This is a genomic window from Methylobacterium sp. Leaf111, assembly GCF_001423285.1.
Classification (GTDB): Bacteria; Pseudomonadota; Alphaproteobacteria; order Rhizobiales; family Beijerinckiaceae; genus Methylobacterium.
In genome coordinates, this window is sequence record NZ_LMNE01000073.1 from 24,640 (window position 1) to 40,296 (window position 15,657).

The 15,657-nt window shown below is 71.1% G+C and carries 19 protein-coding genes; 8 read left to right on the plus strand and 11 right to left on the minus strand.

Annotated features, from left to right (window positions below; translation table 11 throughout):
* The first annotated feature begins 13 nt into the window (after nucleotides 1-13).
* The 4 genes from ASF41_RS21560 to ASF41_RS21575 all read left to right on the plus strand — a co-directional run bounded on the left by ASF41_RS21560 (nucleotide 14) and on the right by ASF41_RS21575 (nucleotide 4,029).
* Nucleotides 14-1,258, plus strand: coding sequence for a chemotaxis protein MotC (locus ASF41_RS21560; protein WP_244479747.1), 1,245 nt, complete (start codon nucleotides 14-16; stop codon nucleotides 1,256-1,258).
* A complete protein-coding gene (locus ASF41_RS21565) occupies nucleotides 1,255-2,955 on the plus strand; it encodes a flagellar hook-length control protein FliK (RefSeq protein WP_056496915.1) in 1,701 nt (566 codons plus the stop codon). The genes ASF41_RS21560 and ASF41_RS21565 overlap by 4 nt, the downstream gene beginning before the upstream one ends.
* A complete protein-coding gene (locus ASF41_RS21570; protein ID WP_082487038.1) occupies nucleotides 2,909-3,532 on the plus strand; it encodes a transglycosylase SLT domain-containing protein in 624 nt (207 codons plus the stop codon). The genes ASF41_RS21565 and ASF41_RS21570 overlap by 47 nt, the downstream gene beginning before the upstream one ends.
* Nucleotides 3,533-3,672: 140 nt before the next feature.
* Entirely contained in the window at nucleotides 3,673-4,029 is a 357-nt protein-coding gene (locus ASF41_RS21575) for a cupin domain-containing protein (protein WP_056277227.1), read from the plus strand.
* A 25-nt stretch (nucleotides 4,030-4,054) separates the two neighbouring features.
* Here the strand turns inward: ASF41_RS21575 and ASF41_RS21580 are convergent, their stop codons facing one another.
* Nucleotides 4,055-4,273: a hypothetical protein gene (locus tag ASF41_RS21580; protein WP_056213272.1), complete on the minus strand. Its 219-nt coding sequence runs from the start codon at nucleotides 4,271-4,273 to the stop codon at nucleotides 4,055-4,057.
* 499 nt (nucleotides 4,274-4,772) lie between these two features.
* Here ASF41_RS21580 and ASF41_RS21585 point away from each other — a divergent pair, with 499 nt between their 5' ends.
* Nucleotides 4,773-5,021: a hypothetical protein gene (locus tag ASF41_RS21585; RefSeq protein ID WP_082504734.1), complete on the plus strand. Its 249-nt coding sequence runs from the start codon at nucleotides 4,773-4,775 to the stop codon at nucleotides 5,019-5,021.
* A gap of 133 nt (nucleotides 5,022-5,154) precedes the next feature.
* Here the strand turns inward: ASF41_RS21585 and ASF41_RS21590 are convergent, their stop codons facing one another.
* The 8 genes from ASF41_RS21590 to motA form a co-directional block, all read right to left on the minus strand.
* Entirely contained in the window at nucleotides 5,155-5,838 is a 684-nt protein-coding gene (locus tag ASF41_RS21590; RefSeq protein WP_056496918.1) for a response regulator transcription factor, read from the minus strand.
* Nucleotides 5,839-6,131: 293 nt separating this feature from the next.
* The gene (locus tag ASF41_RS21595) at nucleotides 6,132-6,584 is read right to left on the minus strand and encodes a hypothetical protein (RefSeq protein WP_056496921.1); all 453 of its coding nucleotides are present in this window, start codon (nucleotides 6,582-6,584) and stop codon (nucleotides 6,132-6,134) included.
* Nucleotides 6,584-7,645 (minus strand): flagellar biosynthesis protein FlhB, encoded by a 1,062-nt coding sequence (gene flhB / locus ASF41_RS21600; RefSeq protein WP_056496924.1) that lies wholly within the window; start codon nucleotides 7,643-7,645, stop codon nucleotides 6,584-6,586. The genes ASF41_RS21595 and flhB overlap by 1 nt, the downstream gene beginning before the upstream one ends.
* A 27-nt stretch (nucleotides 7,646-7,672) precedes the next feature.
* Nucleotides 7,673-8,710, minus strand: coding sequence for a flagellar motor switch protein FliG (locus tag ASF41_RS21605; protein WP_056497334.1), 1,038 nt, complete (start codon nucleotides 8,708-8,710; stop codon nucleotides 7,673-7,675).
* Between the two features lie 10 nt (nucleotides 8,711-8,720).
* A complete protein-coding gene (gene fliN / locus ASF41_RS21610; protein WP_056277231.1) occupies nucleotides 8,721-9,110 on the minus strand; it encodes a flagellar motor switch protein FliN in 390 nt (129 codons plus the stop codon).
* 107 nt (nucleotides 9,111-9,217) lie between these two features.
* The gene (locus tag ASF41_RS21615) at nucleotides 9,218-9,517 is read right to left on the minus strand and encodes a hypothetical protein (protein WP_056213282.1); all 300 of its coding nucleotides are present in this window, start codon (nucleotides 9,515-9,517) and stop codon (nucleotides 9,218-9,220) included.
* Complete coding sequence (locus ASF41_RS21620; RefSeq protein ID WP_056213285.1) at nucleotides 9,501-10,433, minus strand: flagellar motor switch protein FliM; 933 nt, start codon at nucleotides 10,431-10,433, stop codon at nucleotides 9,501-9,503. The genes ASF41_RS21615 and ASF41_RS21620 overlap by 17 nt, the downstream gene beginning before the upstream one ends.
* 2 nt (nucleotides 10,434-10,435) lie before the next feature.
* Nucleotides 10,436-11,308 (minus strand): flagellar motor stator protein MotA, encoded by an 873-nt coding sequence (gene motA / locus ASF41_RS21625; RefSeq protein WP_056213286.1) that lies wholly within the window; start codon nucleotides 11,306-11,308, stop codon nucleotides 10,436-10,438.
* 165 nt (nucleotides 11,309-11,473) lie between these two features.
* Between motA and ASF41_RS21630 the strand changes: the two genes are divergently transcribed.
* Nucleotides 11,474-11,680, plus strand: coding sequence for a DUF3606 domain-containing protein (locus ASF41_RS21630; RefSeq protein ID WP_056213289.1), 207 nt, complete (start codon nucleotides 11,474-11,476; stop codon nucleotides 11,678-11,680).
* A 10-nt stretch (nucleotides 11,681-11,690) separates the two neighbouring features.
* Here ASF41_RS21630 and dut read toward each other — a convergent pair whose 3' ends face one another.
* Both dut and ASF41_RS21640 read right to left on the minus strand, forming a co-directional pair.
* On the minus strand, nucleotides 11,691-12,182 hold the full coding sequence (gene dut / locus ASF41_RS21635; protein ID WP_056496927.1) for a dUTP diphosphatase: 492 nt from the start codon (nucleotides 12,180-12,182) through the stop codon (nucleotides 11,691-11,693).
* A complete protein-coding gene (locus tag ASF41_RS21640; RefSeq protein ID WP_056496930.1) occupies nucleotides 12,179-13,066 on the minus strand; it encodes a CoA ester lyase in 888 nt (295 codons plus the stop codon). Before ASF41_RS21640 ends, dut begins: the two co-directional genes overlap by 4 nt.
* A 339-nt stretch (nucleotides 13,067-13,405) precedes the next feature.
* On the opposite strand from ASF41_RS21640, the gene pstS reads away from it, so the two are divergent.
* Together pstS and pstC are read left to right on the plus strand one after the other, a co-directional pair.
* Nucleotides 13,406-14,443: a phosphate ABC transporter substrate-binding protein PstS gene (gene pstS / locus ASF41_RS21645; RefSeq protein WP_056213297.1), complete on the plus strand. Its 1,038-nt coding sequence runs from the start codon at nucleotides 13,406-13,408 to the stop codon at nucleotides 14,441-14,443.
* 225 nt (nucleotides 14,444-14,668) lie between these two features.
* Complete coding sequence (gene pstC, locus ASF41_RS21650) at nucleotides 14,669-15,643, plus strand: phosphate ABC transporter permease subunit PstC (RefSeq protein WP_056496932.1); 975 nt, start codon at nucleotides 14,669-14,671, stop codon at nucleotides 15,641-15,643.
* The last annotated feature ends 14 nt before the right edge of the window (nucleotides 15,644-15,657 follow it).

Below are 15,657 nucleotides of genomic sequence, written 5' to 3' on the forward strand. Positions count from 1 at the left end.
GCGGGCCGCCGGGATGCGCCGCGCGCGGATCGCCTGCGTCCTGCTCGCCGGCCTGGGCTTCGTCCCGGCCGCCTGGGGGGCGGACTCCCACGGCGCGGGGGATCACGGCGGAAGCGATCACGGCGCCGCCCCGGCCGCCCCGATCGAGCCCCTGCCCGTGGCCCCGCGCCCGGTTCCGGTGGAGCTGGTGCGCACGCTGCAGCTGCTCCAGGACCGGATCGCCCAGGGCTCGGCCCAGGCCCATCAGGGCCAGCGCGCCTTTCTGTCCCTGGCCAAATCGCGCATGCTCGGCCTCGATCCCGAGACCTGGGCCGACCCCGTCAGCGTGCACGCGGCGGTGACCTTCGGGCTCGGCGGCGGCGGCCCGGGGCTGCTGCGCCACCTCGTCGCCTCGGGCAAGGTGCCGGAGGCCGAGCGGCCGGTGGTGTTCGGCGCGCTCGCCTATCTCGAGGGACGCGAGAAGGAGGCCCGCGCCCTCCTGGTGAAGATCGACCCGCTGGTCGTGCCGGTGAGTCTCGGCGCGCAGCTCGCCCTGGCGCAATCCGCTCTGGTGGTGCGCGACGATCCCACCCAGTCGATCCGCCTCCTCGACCTCGCGCGCCTGCTCGCCCCCGGCACCCTGGTGGAGGAGGGGGCACTGCGCCGCGAGATCTTCGTGCTGGCCCAGGCCAACGACCTGGCGAAATTCGAGACCCTGGCGGTGCAGTACCTGCGGCGCTTCCGCCACTCGGTCTATGCCGGCAACTTCCGCCAGCGCTTCGCCGCCGCGCTCACCCGACTCGACTTTGCCGGCGACGACGTCCGCTTCGCCCGCCTCCAGGCCATGCTCGACGAGATCGAGATCGAGGGGCGGCGCGAGCTCTACCTCCTTCTCGCCCGGGCCGCCCTCGATCAGGGCAAGACCACCACGGCGGTGTTCTCCGCCGAGCGCGGCGCCACCCTGGCGGAGCCCGGCTCGCCGGAGGCGGTGCGCGCGCGCCTCTATCGCGCGGCGGCCCTCCTCGTCGTGGAGGGGCGCTTCGACGAATCCGTCGAGACCCTGCGCATGACCGACCGCACCGTGCTGGACTCCGCCGACCGCGACCTCCTGGACGCCGCGCTCTCGACCGCCCGGGAGATCCGGGCCGGGCCGCCCGCCCCGATCCCGGTCCAGGCGGACCCCACGGGTCCCCGCGTCCTGCCGGTCGCGCCATCCATTGCCCGGGCGCAGGACGCCATCGGGCGCATCGACGAGATCATGCGCAGGAGCGAGCGTTGAACACCCTCGGTGCCACCAGTCCCGGCCCCCGCGCCCTGTCGGACGCGCCCGGCCCCCGCGGCGCAGGCTCGGAGACGCCGGAGGCGCCCCGCGATGCCTTCGGGGCCGTGCTGGGCGCCCTCGGGGGAGGACGCAACGCGGACGAGACGCCCACGCCGGAAGCCGATCGGCCGGGCCGCCGCCGCGACGACGAGGCCGCCCCGGCCCCGTCCGGCGAGGAGACCGATCCGCTGGCCCTGCTCGCCCTCGTGGTTCCGACGGCCGCCCTCGCCGCCGGCGCCCCGGCGCCGAAGCCGCAGGCGATCACCCTCGAGACCCTGGTGGCCCGCGCCTTGCCGGCCCAGGCCCCGGGGCAGGCCGTGGCCAGCGGCCCGGCGACCCGGCCCGGCGGACCGGACGGTCCGGCCGGGACGGACCCGCTGGCCGGGGCGGACCTGCTTCCGGGGGCGGACCTGCTGGCCGGGACGGACCCGGTCGCCGCCGGCCGCGTGCCGCAGGCCGCGGGCGCCGAGGCGCGGACCCGCATCGCCGTGCTCCAGCGCGAGACCCACTTCGCGCCGGTGCTTCCGAGCCTCCTCGGCGGATCGCGGGCGGCCGTCCCGGCGCCGGGCGCGCCCGGCCTGCCCGATGCTGCGGCGCTCCTGCCCGCCGCCGCTGGGGGGCTGCCCGCCGCCGCGGAGGGCTTGGCCGCCGCCGCGGGGGGCTTGGCCGCCGCCGCGGGGGGCCTGGCTCCCGGCGAAGCCGCCGCTGCGGTCGGCCCGACCCCGGCTGCGCCGCCCACCGGCCCGGCAAACCTGCCCGCATCGGGCGCCCCCGTCCTTCCGGCGCAGCCCCCGACGCAGGCCGCCCTCGTCTCCGCGACCGCGGCGGCCGCCCCCGCGCGCGCGCCGGGATCGCTCTCGGGCGACGCCGGCATGCCCGCGCGCGATCCCGTCCGTGGCGGCGCGGGACCGGGCGGGACCGAGCGGCCCCCCGCGACGCCCTCTGCGATCCTGCGCGTCGATCCGGTGGCGGCGTCCGCCGAGACCGGCACCGCGGCCGCGCGCGCGGCCCGGAGCAGCCTCGCGCCGGCCCTGCCGGGCGTTGCCGACGCGAACCTGTCCACCCCCCTGACCCTGCCGGCCGGGTCCCTGTCCGGCCCGGCCGCCGCGCCGGCCCAGCAGGTGGCCGCCGCTATCCTGGCGGAGCTGCCGCGCGGACCGGCCGGGGCCGTCCCCGGCGCGCTGCCCGGGGCTCCGACGGGGGAGGGCCCCCTGAAGCTCCTCACGCTGCAGCTTCATCCGGCGGACCTCGGCACCGTTCTGGTGCGGATGCGCCTGCGCGACGGCCAGCTCGAGATGAGTCTTCAGGCCAGCCGCGAGGACTCGGCGCGCCTGCTCCGCGAGGGCGGCGAGGTCCTCAACGATCTCCTGCGCCAGGGCGGCTACCGGCCCGAGAGCGTCACCGTCACCGTCGCGTCGCCCCCGGCCGACGGCCGGGGCGCATCGGGGAATCCAGGCTCGCAACAGGGACAGGGCGCACAGGGCGCACAGGGCTTCCCGGGCCAGGGCGAGTCCGGTGCGAACCAGGGCCGCCCCACCCCGGACCAGGCCGGGCGCCGGTCCTCCCCGGGCGGCGATCCGGCCGCCTCCGACCTTCACGAGCGGATGCATGAGAGCGTTTCGAGCAGCCCTGATCGCAGCGGCGTTTACCTCTAGCCCCGGCCTGGCCGTCTCCGGTCTGGGCGGGGCGCTGGCCAACAGCGCCCCGCCGGTGCCGGGAAAGGCTGCGGCGCTGCCGGCCTCGGCCAATATCTGCGAGCGCGAGATGGCGGGGGCCTCGGCCAAGCACGGGGTGCCGCTCGGCGTCCTCTACGCGGTCGGCTTGACGGAGAGCGGCCGGCGCGGCTCGCTGCAGCCCTACGCCATGAACATCCAGGGCCGGGCCTATTTCGGCACCAGCGCCGCCGACGTGATGAGCCAGCTCGCCCAGGCGCGGGCGAGCGGCATCAAGCTCGTCGACCTCGGCTGCATGCAGATCAACCACCACTATCACCGCGAGAAGTTCGCCAGCCTGGAGGCGATGATCGATCCGCGCCAGAACGTCGAGTACGCGACCCTGTTCCTGAAGCAGCTGAAGGCGCGCGAGGGCAGCTGGACCCTGGCGGTGGCGCGCTATCATGCGGGTCCGAACAACAATCCGGCCCAGAAGCAGTATGTCTGCCGGGTCATCACCAACATGGTGGCCACGGGCTTCGGCGCCTGGACGCCGGGGGCGCGCAGCTTCTGCCAGTAAGGGGCGCGCGCGTTGGGGACTCCGTCGGAGCGTCCTTTCGCGCCACGCCCCCGTCCGAGCCCCCTTGTGGCCTGGACGGCCTCCGGGGCCCGCCAGGTGGCGCCGACTTTGCGAGCATCCCGGCTCAGGAAGGAACGCCCATGGCCTTTGCCTGCACCATCCCCGCGGTCGCCACCCTCCAGCAGGACGACGCGACCGTGCGCATCACGCGGTGGGATTTCGCGCCCGGTGCGGTCACCGGCTGGCACGAGCACGGATGGCCCTACTTCGTCGTGATGCTGGTGGCCGGGACCCTCAGGGTCCACGACGGCGACCGGGTCACCGACAGCATCCTGGAGGCCGGACAGGCCTATGCCCGCCCGGCCGGCATCCGGCACGACGTGATGAACGGCTCCGACCACCCGATCGCCTTCGTCGAGATCGAGGTCAAACGCCCGGAGGCCCTGGTCACGACGGCGGAGCCCGGCGACGGGCCGTCCCCGCCGGCAGGGTCCTGAGCCGTCCCGGGGCTCGGGCGCGTCCTCACGCGGAGGCCGCCCATCGCTCCTGCATCAGCTGCATCGACGGCGGCAGGCCGAGGACACGGCGATAGACGGCGATGCGCCGCAAGGCCTTCTGCTGTTCCCGACCCGATTGGGCGCGACACATCCGTTCCGCGGACCCCAGCAGCATATCGGCGTCACGGGCTGGCAGGGCCGCCAGGGTCTGGAGCGCGGGGAGAGCCGACCGGGACATGTGCATGAACACGGAACGTCCGGCGCGCCGGCTTTCGGCCGTCACGGCTGCGTGAGCGGGCGAATTTGGTAAATAGATTCCTCCGCCCCTCGGCGTTTGGGGAGGACGACGCGCAAGGGGCGGGCCGCTGAATCACGGCGACGGCCGCGCCCGATCAGGGATCGGCCGGCGAGCCGCTCTTGCAAGCACAGGCGCGCGATCGGTGGGGCGGATGCTGATGAACCGCGGCGCATGTGCTGTTTCTCACCTGATAACATCAAAATACGATTGAGAGACGCGAAAATTAAATTTGCGCGGCCAAATATTCCATTTCAAGCCTATGCGCTGAAGACATGGCTCTTGGCGTCGAAGCCTCCGAACCCTCCTCTGGAGCATGCGTTATAGTGGTCGGACGCTGAGGCCTTCGCATTATGGTGCGTTGCAAAATGAGCAAGTCGCAGCGCACAAAAATGTGGTTTCATCTCCTCAACGGCCGGCACGTCGCCAGCCAAACCGGAGATTTCAGATGCGCGCGACCCGCCTCTTCGCCTTGACCGTCCTCGCGTCCGCCACCGTCGCCACCGGCGCGGCCATGGCGGGCGAGGCCCTCTACCTGACGCCCCCGCTGTTCCGTGAGCAGGCGCGCGAGACCCAGCAGGTGCGGACCCTCAGCGACCTGACCACCACCCCTCAGCCCGTCGCCCCCGCGAAGGCCGCCACCGCCCCGCAGAGCGCGCTGGCCGGCAGCGAAGTCGAAACGACGGGCTCCTTCTGAGGAAGAGACCGACCGCCGCGACCCTGCAGTCCATCCGCCGAGGTCGTCGAACCCGGGCTCATCGGGCGATCCCCTGAAGGATCCGCCCCGGTGGGCCCGTTTCGTTGTGCATCGGCGTCGCGGCAGGCGGGGCTCAGCCGACGAAGGTGTAGCCCATGAAGCGCTTGGCCTCGATCGGGTCGTAGCCGAGGCGCTGGCTGAGCTTCTTGCGCAGCTTGCTGACGTGGCCCTCGATGACGCTCTCCTCGACGCCGTTGCTGTAGACGCCGTAGACGATGTTGTAGATCTGCGACTTGGTCATCCGCCGGCCCCGGTTGCGCACCAGGCACTCCAGGATGTGGCGCTCGCGCCGCGGCAGGGGCAGCACCGCGCCGTCCACCTCGGGATCGCGGCCATCGAAATGTACCTTCAGGCGCTCGGGCTCGGGCGGCGCCTCGCGGACCGGGCTGGCCTGCGCGTTCACCCGGCGCCAGATCGCCTCGGAGCGTGCCAGGATCTCCCGGATATGGACGGGCTTGGGCAGCACGTCGTCGATGCCAGCCTCGAAGAGCTGCAGGGTCTGGTCAAGGGAGCGCACGTCGCTCAGGGCGATGATGGGCGCGCGCGACAGCTTGCGGATCAGCGTGGCGCACTTCGCCCGGCCCTCGAAATCGCCCAGGAGGAAGCCCTGGATCGCCTCGCGGTCGATCCGGGAGGAAGACTGGAACCAGTGGGTGAATTCCTGCGGGTCGAGGCCGAGGGAGGAGATGCCCTCGCGGTCGAAGCTCGCCTTGTAGCCGGAATTCACCGAAGGCCGCTCGTCGACCAGGACATACATCGGCAATCTCCGGATGATCTTGCGACGGTCGGGGGTATGCTGGGTTACAACTGGACAGCGAAACAATCAGGGGTCGGTACGGAGCCTTGCACGTCGCTCCTCAAGTCCAGCCTGGCCGAGGGAATCGCCTATCATTTAGCAATGTCGGGCATCGCCGGCGCCGTCAATGAGGTTCGGGTCACACGCGGATGTGATCGCGCGATCGGCGCGTCGACAAACGGTCGCGGTGCGGGCGAGGAGCTGCGAGGACGCGGCCGGGCCGGATCGATCGGGCCGGTGCGCCCGGCCTCCGCTCAGGCGGCGGCGCGGGTCAGGCGGGCCCCGGCGAGGGCCGTCTCGAAGCCGTCGAGGCAGAAGGTCGGGCCCTGGTCGGCCAGGATCCGCTGGATCGCGACGCCCACGTAGACGCCATCGAGGATGAGCTTGAAGAACACCGTCACGGGTTCGGTGACGAACTCCATGTCGAGCACCACGGTGAGCGAGCGGCCCCAGTCGAACCGGACGTCGGCCCCGTCCGCGTACGCGATGGTCGCTTCCTTGAAGAACGGCTCGGCGGAGGAGGCGACGAGGTCGGCGATGTTCCCGTGCCGGGCGGCCTGCACCCAGCCGATCAGGATGCCGCCGTCGAGGAGGCAGAGTTCGGCGATGAAGTCCCGGATCGCGTTGGCGAAGACGCGCTCGGCATCGGCGAGCACGTCCGGGACGTCCACGCACAGGGCTCCGGGGGAGGAAGGCGCCTCGGTCATCAGCGAGCCTTCGAGAACAGGAAGAACAGGATCTGAGCCACTGCGCTGTAGAACTCCGCGGGAATCATCTGGTCCACCTCGACACTGTCGTACAGGGACCTTGCGAGAGGCTTGTCTTCCACGACCGCAATGCCGTTCGCCTCGGCGATTTCTCGGATGCGGAGCGCCACGAGGTCCTTTCCCTTGGCGAGAACGAGAGGCGCGGGCTGTTCGTCGCGCGCATACCGGAGCGCGATCGCGTAGTGCGTCGGATTGGCGATGACCACGGTGGCCTGCTTCACATTGGCGAGCATGCGCTTGCGGGAGCGGTCCTGGGCCAGGGAGCGCAGGCGGCTCTTCACCAGGGGATCGCCCTCGGTCTGCTTGTGCTCGTCCTTGAGGTCCTGCTTCGACATCCGCAAGGAGCGCTGCCAGCGCAGGCGCGACCAGACCAGGTCGGCGGCCACGATGACGATGGTGGCGATGCAGACGACGGAAACGAGCCGGATCGAGACGGTGAGGATGAGGTCCGGGATCTGGCTCGGGTCGGTGAACATGGCACTCACGGCTTTGCTGCCCTCCGAGCGCAGGAGCAGCAGGCAGACGAGACTGATGCTTAAAAATTTAAGGACCGATTTCAGGAACTCGAGCTGACCCGCTTTTCCGAAGATTCGTCCCCAGCCCGCCGCCGGCGAGATGCGCGACCATTGCGGGCGGATGCGTTCGCCCACGAGGCTCGGCACGTTCTGGATCAGGGCGGAGACGAGGCCGCAGAGGCCGAGGATCAGCACGACCGGGATCAGGAAGCGTGCGGCCGCCACCGCGGTTCCTTCGAGAATCCGGGCGACGTCCTGATTGTTCTCCAGGGCGAAGCCGCGGGGATGGTCGAAGAAGGGCGCGAGCGCCTGCATCAGGGGCGTGACCGCGTCGCGCACGACGAAGCTGAGGGCGATGAGCAGGCCGAGGATCGAGGCGAAGATGGGGGCCTCCCGGGAGAACGGGACGTTGCCCTTCTCGACGGCCTCCCGGATCTTCCGCTCGGTGGCGGCTTCGGTCTTGCTCTCCTGATCCTCGTCGGACATCGCTCACGCCGGGTCGGGCCACCGTCCCTAGCGGACGAGGGCCTCGACCTCGTCCCCGGAATTGATCTCTAGCTCGCCGCGCCCGGCCATCTCGAGGGCGAGGTCGGTGATGCTGCGGCGGGCCTCGGTCACGTCCTTCTGCGCGGCCGGCTCGCCGCCGTTCAGCTCGTGCTCGACCATGCGGCGGACGCGGGCGGAGAGGGCGCCGAGGATGACGCCGCGGAACTCCGCGTCGGTGCCCTTGAGCGCCAGGACCAGGCGGTCGTTGGGCACGGCGTCGAACAGCGTGGTCCGGGCACGGGGCTGGAGCTTCACGATGTCGTCGAAGGTGAAGAGCAGGCCTTTGAGGATCTCCACGGATTTCGGGCGCGACTCGGACAGGCTGGTGAGCACCTCGTCGATCTGGGTCCGCTCCATCTTGTTGATGATGTCGGCCATCTTCGCGTGGGTGTCGGCCCCGCCGTTGCGGGCGCCGCTGGCGAGGAGGTCCTCGTGCAGGGCGCGCTCGACGGTGGCGATCACCGCGTCGCAGACCGGCTTGAAGCTCAGCATCCGCCGCATCACCGTGTTGCGGGTGGGCTGGGGCAGGTGGGCCATCACCTTGGCGGCCGCCGCGGGCTTCAGGCGGGACAGCACGAGGGCCGCGGTCTGGGGATGCTCCTTGATCAGGTAGCTCGCGATCACGCCCTCGGAGACCGTGGTCAGGCGCTCCCAGACCGAGCGCGTGGCGTCCCCCCGGACGTCGGCCAGGATCTCGGCGACCTGGTCGGCGGGGAGCAGGCCGGTGAGGAGCTTCTCCACCTCCGACGCGGTGCCGACGAGGCGCCCGTCGGCGGCGAATTCGTGCGAGAACATCTCCACGATGTCGTCGAGCTGGTGGGCGCTGACGGTGCCGAGCTGCGTCGCCGAGCGCGTGATGCGCCGGATCTCCTCGGGATCGAAGTACTTCAGCAGGCGACCGGCCGCCGGCTTGCCCATGGCGAGCAGCAGCGCCGCGACCTCGTCCACGGGGTTGAGCTGCCGGTGGACGCCCTGCGTCCGGTGGGGGATCGGCACGCTCGCCACGGGTTCGTCCTCAGCCGTTCTGGCCGGCATCGGCCGGGCCGACGATCTCGGTGAGGGAGACCCCGAAGCGGGAATTGTCCTCCTCGACCACGACGATCTCGCCCCGGGCGACGACGCGGCCGTTGACCGTGACGTCCACGGGCTCTCCGACCCGGTGATCGAGGGGCACGATGGCGCCGCGCCCGAGCTTCATCAGGTTGGCCACCGGCATCGTCGCCGAGCCGAGGACCACCTGGATCAGCACCGGGATGCGCAGGATCGAATCGAGGTTGCGGCCATCGCCGATCCGCGCGTCGCCGGCCGCCGACCCCTCGGGCGCGACGCTGGGCGAGACGGTCGGAAAGACCGGGGCGGTGCCGGTGGACGCGAGGTCCGCATCGTCGAAGGGGCTGTTGCTCATCGTCCGCTCGTCAGGGGCTGCAATCGAACGTCAGGGGAAGAGTCGTCTGGCAGCGGAAGGGAAAGGATCGGGGAAACGCGGCCGGGGCGCAAGCGGATCGGCCGGCCTCAGCCGAGTTGGGGGGCGCGTGTGGCCGCAAGATCGCGTCGGCTCGCCTCCAATTCGGCGAGGGTCTGGCGCGCCTCGCCGATGCGCTGGTCGAGGGCCTCCAGGATCTCGCGTCCCTCGGTGCTGAAGTTGCGGACCGCGTCGCCCGCCTGGGCGAGGGCCTGGCCCGACTGCGTCAGGATGCGGCCGTACTCGGCCTGGGTCCGGTCGAGGCGCTTCAGCTTGAGGTACATCGGCACCACGCAGGCACTCGTCGCCACGAGGGCCACGAGGAGAATGGTGTCAACCCACGGTGTCATCGGGTGTGCCTTCCTTGTCCTGTGCGATGGCCTCGTCGACCCGCAGCACGTAGGAGCCCTGCGCCTGGCCCATGTGGCACCAGAACAGCGGGCGGTCGTTGCCCTCGAGCTTCACCCGGGTCGAGGGCGTGGCGTCGAGGCCGATGATCTGGCCGACCTTGAGGTCGGCGATCTCGCCCAGCGTCAGCAGGCGCTCCTCGAGCACCGCCCGGAGGGTGACTTCCGCTTTCTGCACCTCGGCGGCGATCTGCTGCGTCCATTTCGGGTCGCGGGCGGCCGTGTCGCCGGTGAGCACCTTGGACAGGGCGGGCCGCATCGGGTTGATGACCGATTGGGGCAGGATGAGGAACATCTCGCCGCCGCGGTTGAGCGCCTGGATGGTGAACTTGGCCTCCACCGCCTTGTTGTTGCGCCCCCCGATCACGGCGAACTCCATCCGGGTCTCGGTCCGCTCCAGGCGGAACGGCGTCGCGGAGACCAGGGAGAACGACGATTCGAGCGCGCGGCCGACCTGTTCGAGGATGGTCTGGGCGAGCCGGATCTCGAGGCTGGAGAAGGCGCGCTCGTCCTCCACCGGCGGCTCGGCCCCGTCGCTGCCGAACAGGGCCTCAACCATGGTGAAGAGGAAGTCCCGGTCGAGGCCGATGAGGATGTGGCTGTCCCATTCGGGGGCGTGGAAGATGCCCGCCACCGCGTTGTTCTCGTAGGCGTCGAGCATCTCGCCGAAGCGGCCGCTCGCGAAGCCGCTGAAGGCGAAGTAGACCGGCGAGGCGACGAGGGGCTTCAGGTTGTCCGAGCAGCCCGAGGTGAGCCGGTCGAACACCACGTTCAGCATCGGCATGCGGTCGAGGGACAGGCCCCCGGCCTCGATCAGGCGGGCGCGGATGTCGGTGGCGTTCCCGGTGGGGCCGTCCATGCTCAGGCGGCCTCCCGCTGGGCGCCGCCGGTGACGGTGGCGTTCTCGACCTCGTCAATGGTGGGACGATCGCCGAGCGAGATGCCCTTGCGCCCGTGCTCGACGGCGATCTGCGGCACTGCTCCGCTCATGTGGGCGATCAGGCTCTGCTTCACGATGATGTAGACGTGGTTCTGCTTCTCGCGGATGGTCTTGATCTTGATCGCGAAGGGGGCCAGCACGCCGTAGGACATGAACACCCCGAAGAATGTCCCCACGAGTGCGGCGCCGATGAGGCCGCCGAGGATCTGCGGCGACTGGTCGAGGGCGCCCATCGCCTTGACGATGCCGAGCACCGCCGCCACGATGCCCAGCGCCGGCATCGCCTCGGCCACCGTGGTCACGGCGCCGTAGGGCTTGAGGCGGTCCTTGCGGTAGCCGCTGATCTCCTCGTCCATCAGCGCCTCGATCTCGTGGGCGCGGGCGTTGCCGATCAGGATCAGGCGGGCATAGTCGCAGATGAACAGCACGAGGTCGGCGTTCTTGGCCACGTCCGGGTAGGCCTTGAAGATCTCGGAATTGGCCGGGTCGTCGAGATGCGGCTCGACCTCGTTGCGGGGCTTGGTCTTCAGCTCGCGGATCAGGGCGTGCATCAGGCCGAGGAGCGCGAGGTAGTCCTTGCGCTTGGGCACCTTGCCCGTGAGCGCGTCGAGGCTGGCCTTGCCCGTATCGACCACCGTCTTCATCGGGTTGGCCATGACGAAGGTGCCGGCGCCCATGCCGCCGATGATGACGAACTCCCAGGGCTGCCAGAGCACGACGAGGTGGCCGCCCATGGCGACGAAGCCGCCGAGCATGCAGCCGATTGCGATGACGAGGCCGATCAGAACGCCCAAGGCTCAACGCCTCCGATGGGAATGTGGAATCCGATGCAGCGGACCTACGCAGGATGGCTTGCGCGGGGCTGGGTGGGCGGGGCGCGGGGGCGGGTGAGCCGCGAAAACGCACCGGCGGCCCGGCCGCGCGTTAGGGAGGAACCCGATACAGCAGCGAGACACGCCATGAGCAGCAGCGCGACCCCCGACAACGACCACGAGCCCGCCACCGTCAACGTCTCGGAGCCCTGGACCCTGGCCTACTGGGCCCGCCGCTTCGAGGTGCCGCGCGAGGACGTCGAGGCCGCCGTCGCCGCGGTCGGCCACGAGCCCGCGAAGGTCGCCGCTGAGCTCGGCCGGCCCTGGCCCTTCGCGGGCAGCGGCATCGTCTGAGGCGCGCGCCCTAGCGCCGCCCGGTCGAACCGAACCCGCCGGTGCCCCGCGCACCGGCCTCCCCGGAGGGCGGCACCGCGTCCGAGGCGTCGCGGAGCGTGAGCGCCGGCCGGGCCACGCGGGTGAAGACGAGCTGGGCGATGCGGTCCCCGGGCTCGATGCGCAGGTCGGTCCCGCCGGGATTGCGGTTCCAGGCCGAGATCATCAGCGGCCCTTCGTAATCGGCGTCGATCACGCCGGTGCCGTTGCCGAGGACGAGGCCCTCGCGATGGCCGAGGCCGGAGCGCGGAAAGACGAGGCCACACCAGCCCGGGTCGCCGATGGCCAGGCTGAAGCCCGCCGGAATCAGGGCCGGCGGCCCCTGGGGCGCCAGCGCCAGCGGCGCGTCGAGGCAGGCATGCAGGTCGAGGCCCGCGGCGGCCGCCGAACCCCAGCGCGGAAAGCCCCAGCCGGAGAGGCGGTCGTCCAGGAGGCGGATCTCGATGGCGAGGACCGCGCTCACGCCGTCCGGGCCGCGATGGCGTCGGCCAGGGCCACGGTGCGGGCGGCTTCGGCCGCGTGCAGGCGCTCCACCATCTGGCCGTCGAGGCCGATGACGCCGCGGGTGCGGTTCTCCGGTTCGGCGAAGGCGGCGAGGATGCGCCGGGCCCAGGCGATCTCGGCCTCGTCGGGGCCGAAGGCGGCGTTGGCCGGGGCGATCTGGTCGGGATGGATCAGCATCTTGCCGTCGAATCCGCAATCTCGGGCCTGCGCGCACTCGGCCGCGAAACCGGGCGCATCGCGAAACGCGTTGTAGATGCCGTCGATGACGTCGATCTCGTAGGCGCGCGCGGCCGCGATCACGCTCATCAGCCAGGGCATCAGGGCGGGGCGGCCCGGCACGCCGAGGCGCAGCCGGCTGGCCTTGGCCAGATCGTTCGGCCCCACCATGAGGCAGGCGAGCCGGGTGTCGACGTCCCGGGCCGAGCTGGCGATCTCGGCGAGGTGCAGGATCGCCATCGGGCTCTCGATCATGGCCCAGGTCCGAGTCCGGTCCGGGGCGCCGAGGCGGCGCAGGCGCGAGCCCACCGCCACCAGGGCGTCGGCCCCCGTCACCTTCGGCACCACGATCGCGTCCGGCCCGGCCGGCGCGATGGCGGCGAGGTCGTCCGCGCCGTCGGGCGTGTCGAGGGCGTTGATCCGCACCACCACCTCGCGCGGGCCGAAGCCGCCCTCGGCCACGGCGCGGGCCACGGCCTCGCGCGTCGCGGCGCGGGTCTCGGGGGCCACCCCGTCCTCGAGATCGATCATCACCACGTCGGTGGGGAGGGTGCGGGCCTTCACGAGCAGGCGCGGATTCGACCCTGGCATGGCCAGGACGCTGCGGCGCGGGCGGATCTCGGTCATGGCGCATCCCTCGAGGCACGGTCGGGAATCGGGCGCCGCACGTCCGCCCCCGGCGGCGCGCCGTTCCGGTCGAGGCCTCGACCAGCAGCGACTCGCCCTCGGCCCCGGCGATAGCCTCCCGCGAATCCCGATTCAAGGCGGCGGCGCGGACCGAGCGCCGGCCCGTCCTCCCCGGAAAAGCGCGTCGGCCGCGGCCGGTCCGCCCCTGTCCGGGGCCCGTGTCATCGAACTGTCGCGCAATCGTCATACCGCCTTAGCCCAACCGACCGTATGGCGCGGTGCACAACGGCTCACGGGCGCCGCGCCCGGGCCGATGCGCGCTCCTCAAGGAGACCACAGATGAAATTCACGACCCTCGCCGCCCTCGTGGGCCTCGGCCTCGCCACTCTCGCCCCCGCTCAGGCGGCCGAGATCACCGGCGCCGGCGCCACCTTCCCGTTCCCGGTCTACTCCAAGTGGGCCGAAGCCTATCGCAAGGAGAGCGGCCTCGGACTGAACTACCAGTCCATCGGCTCGGGTGGCGGCATCAAGCAGATCCAGGCCAAGACCGTCGATTTCGGCGCCACCGACGCGCCGCTGAAGGGCCCCGCCCTGGAGAAGGACGGCCTCGTCCAGTTCCCGACCGTCATGGGCGGCGTGGTCACCGTGGTGAATATCCCGGGTGTCGAGCCGGGCAAGCTGAAGCTCACCGGCGAGGTCATCGCCGAGATCTACGCCGGCAAGATCGCCAAGTGGTCGGACGCCAAGATCGCCAAGCTGAACGAGGGGCTGAAGCTCCCCGACGCCAACATCACCCCGGTCTACCGGTCCGATGCCTCGGGCACGACCAACATCTTTACCACCTACCTCTCCCAGGTCTCCGAGCCCTGGAAGAAGGAGTACGGCGCGGCCACCACGATCAGCTGGCCGGTGGGCCAGGGCGGCAAGGGCAACGAGGGCGTCACCGCCACCGTCAAGCAGGTCCCGAACGCCATCGGCTACGTCGAGTCGGCCTACGCCAAGCAGAACAAGCTGAGCTACGCCCTGATCCAGAACAAGGCCGGCAAGTTCCCACAGCCCGACGACAAGGCCTTCCAGGCCGCCGCCGCCAGCGCCGACTGGAAAGCCGCCCCCGGCTTCGGCATCTCGCTGACCAACGAGGGCGGCGAGGGCGCCTGGCCGATCACCGCCGCCACGTTCATCCTGGTCCACAAGGATCCGGCCGACGCGGCCCGCACCGCCGAGGTGCTGAAGTTCTTCGACTGGGCCTACAAGAACGGCGACAAGCTCGCCGTCGACCTCGACTACGTGCCGCTGCCCGACACCGTCGTCAGCCAGATCCACGACGCGTGGAAGGAGATCAAGGGCAAGGACGGCAAACCCGTCTTCAACATGTAGGCCCGTCCTCACCCGGGAAGCCGAACCTCGCGGGCGCTCCGCCCGCGGGGCTAGGGGGCGAGCCGCCGTGCCCCCGTGACCGCGACCGACGGGCCCGGCGTCGCGATGCCGGGCTCCCCCTTCGCCACCCCCTATCGCCACCCCTTGGCAACGATCCGGTGATCCCCCCTCGCGCCGACGACCGGCGCAGGGTAGGACGCCGCCCGGTGAAGAGAAGACATTCGGATGGCCGCCTTGACTGACCAGATCGCCCTGACGCGGGGCCGCGCCGCGGCCCGCAAGACGCCCGGCGGCCTCGGCGACAGCCTGTTCCGCGCGGCCTCCTACGGCGCGGCGATCCTGGTGCTCCTGTTTCTGGCCGGCATCCTGGTCTCCATCGCGTACGGCGCCTGGCCGGCCTTCCAGGAATTCGGCCTCGGCTTCATCACCTCCAGCGTCTGGAACATTGGGCAGGAGCAGTACGGCGGCCTCGTGGCCATCGTCGGGACCCTGGCCTCGGCCGTCCTCGCCCTGCTGATCGGCGTGCCGCTCTCCCTCGGCATCGCCGTCTACCTGACGCAGCTCTGCCCCGGCTGGGCCCGCAAGCCCGTCTCGATGACCATCGAGCTCCTCGCCTCGGTGCCGAGCATCATCTACGGCATGTGGGGCCTGTTCGTGTTCGCCCCGCTCTTCGCCCGCTTCGTGCAGGTGCCGGTGTCGAACCTCGTCGAGGGCATGCCGATCGTCGGCACCCTGTTCTATGCCCGCGTCCCCTCGGGCGTCGGCATCCTCACCGCGGGCATCATCCTGGCCATCATGATCGTGCCCTTCGTGGCCTCGATCACCCGCGACATGCTCGACCAGATCCCGACGGTGCTGCGGGAGAGCGCCTACGGCATCGGCTGCACCACCTGGGAGGTGGTGCGCCACGTGCTGGTGCCCCAGGCCTCGGTCTCCATCATCGGGGCCATCATGCTGGGCCTCGGCCGGGCGCTCGGCGAGACCATGGCGGTGACCTTCGTCATCGGCAACGCCAACCGCCTCTCGGGCTCGGTCTTCGACCCGGGCTCCACCATCGCCTCGCGCATCGCCAACGAGTTCAACGAGGCCGACGGGATGCAGCTGAACGCCCTGATGGCCCTCGGCTGCATCCTCTTCGTCATCACCTTCTTCGTCCTGATCGTCGCGCGCCTCCTCACCCGCCGCGCGAAGGTCGCCTGAGGCCAGCCTCACCG

Excerpts from the sequence above, each read along its gene's own strand:
- ASF41_RS21595 (WP_056496921.1), bottom strand. The coding sequence starts at position 6,584 with ATGACCGAGGCGCCTTCCTCCCCCGGAGCCCTGTGCGTGGACGTCCCG.
- ASF41_RS21585 (WP_082504734.1), top strand. The coding sequence starts at position 4,773 with ATGCGCGCGACCCGCCTCTTCGCCTTGACCGTCCTCGCGTCCGCCACC.
- ASF41_RS21615 (WP_056213282.1), bottom strand. The coding sequence starts at position 9,517 with ATGACACCGTGGGTTGACACCATTCTCCTCGTGGCCCTCGTGGCGACG.
- ASF41_RS21630 (WP_056213289.1), top strand. The coding sequence starts at position 11,474 with ATGAGCAGCAGCGCGACCCCCGACAACGACCACGAGCCCGCCACCGTC.
- fliN (WP_056277231.1), bottom strand. The coding sequence starts at position 9,110 with ATGAGCAACAGCCCCTTCGACGATGCGGACCTCGCGTCCACCGGCACC.
- ASF41_RS21580 (WP_056213272.1), bottom strand. The coding sequence starts at position 4,273 with ATGCACATGTCCCGGTCGGCTCTCCCCGCGCTCCAGACCCTGGCGGCC.
- ASF41_RS21575 (WP_056277227.1), top strand. The coding sequence starts at position 3,673 with ATGGCCTTTGCCTGCACCATCCCCGCGGTCGCCACCCTCCAGCAGGAC.
- pstC (WP_056496932.1), top strand. The coding sequence starts at position 14,669 with ATGGCCGCCTTGACTGACCAGATCGCCCTGACGCGGGGCCGCGCCGCG.
- ASF41_RS21560 (WP_244479747.1), top strand. The coding sequence starts at position 14 with ATGCGCCGCGCGCGGATCGCCTGCGTCCTGCTCGCCGGCCTGGGCTTC.
- ASF41_RS21570 (WP_082487038.1), top strand. The coding sequence starts at position 2,909 with ATGAGAGCGTTTCGAGCAGCCCTGATCGCAGCGGCGTTTACCTCTAGC.
- flhB (WP_056496924.1), bottom strand. The coding sequence starts at position 7,645 with ATGTCCGACGAGGATCAGGAGAGCAAGACCGAAGCCGCCACCGAGCGG.
- pstS (WP_056213297.1), top strand. The coding sequence starts at position 13,406 with ATGAAATTCACGACCCTCGCCGCCCTCGTGGGCCTCGGCCTCGCCACT.
- ASF41_RS21620 (WP_056213285.1), bottom strand. The coding sequence starts at position 10,433 with ATGGACGGCCCCACCGGGAACGCCACCGACATCCGCGCCCGCCTGATC.
- ASF41_RS21640 (WP_056496930.1), bottom strand. The coding sequence starts at position 13,066 with ATGACCGAGATCCGCCCGCGCCGCAGCGTCCTGGCCATGCCAGGGTCG.
- ASF41_RS21590 (WP_056496918.1), bottom strand. The coding sequence starts at position 5,838 with ATGTATGTCCTGGTCGACGAGCGGCCTTCGGTGAATTCCGGCTACAAG.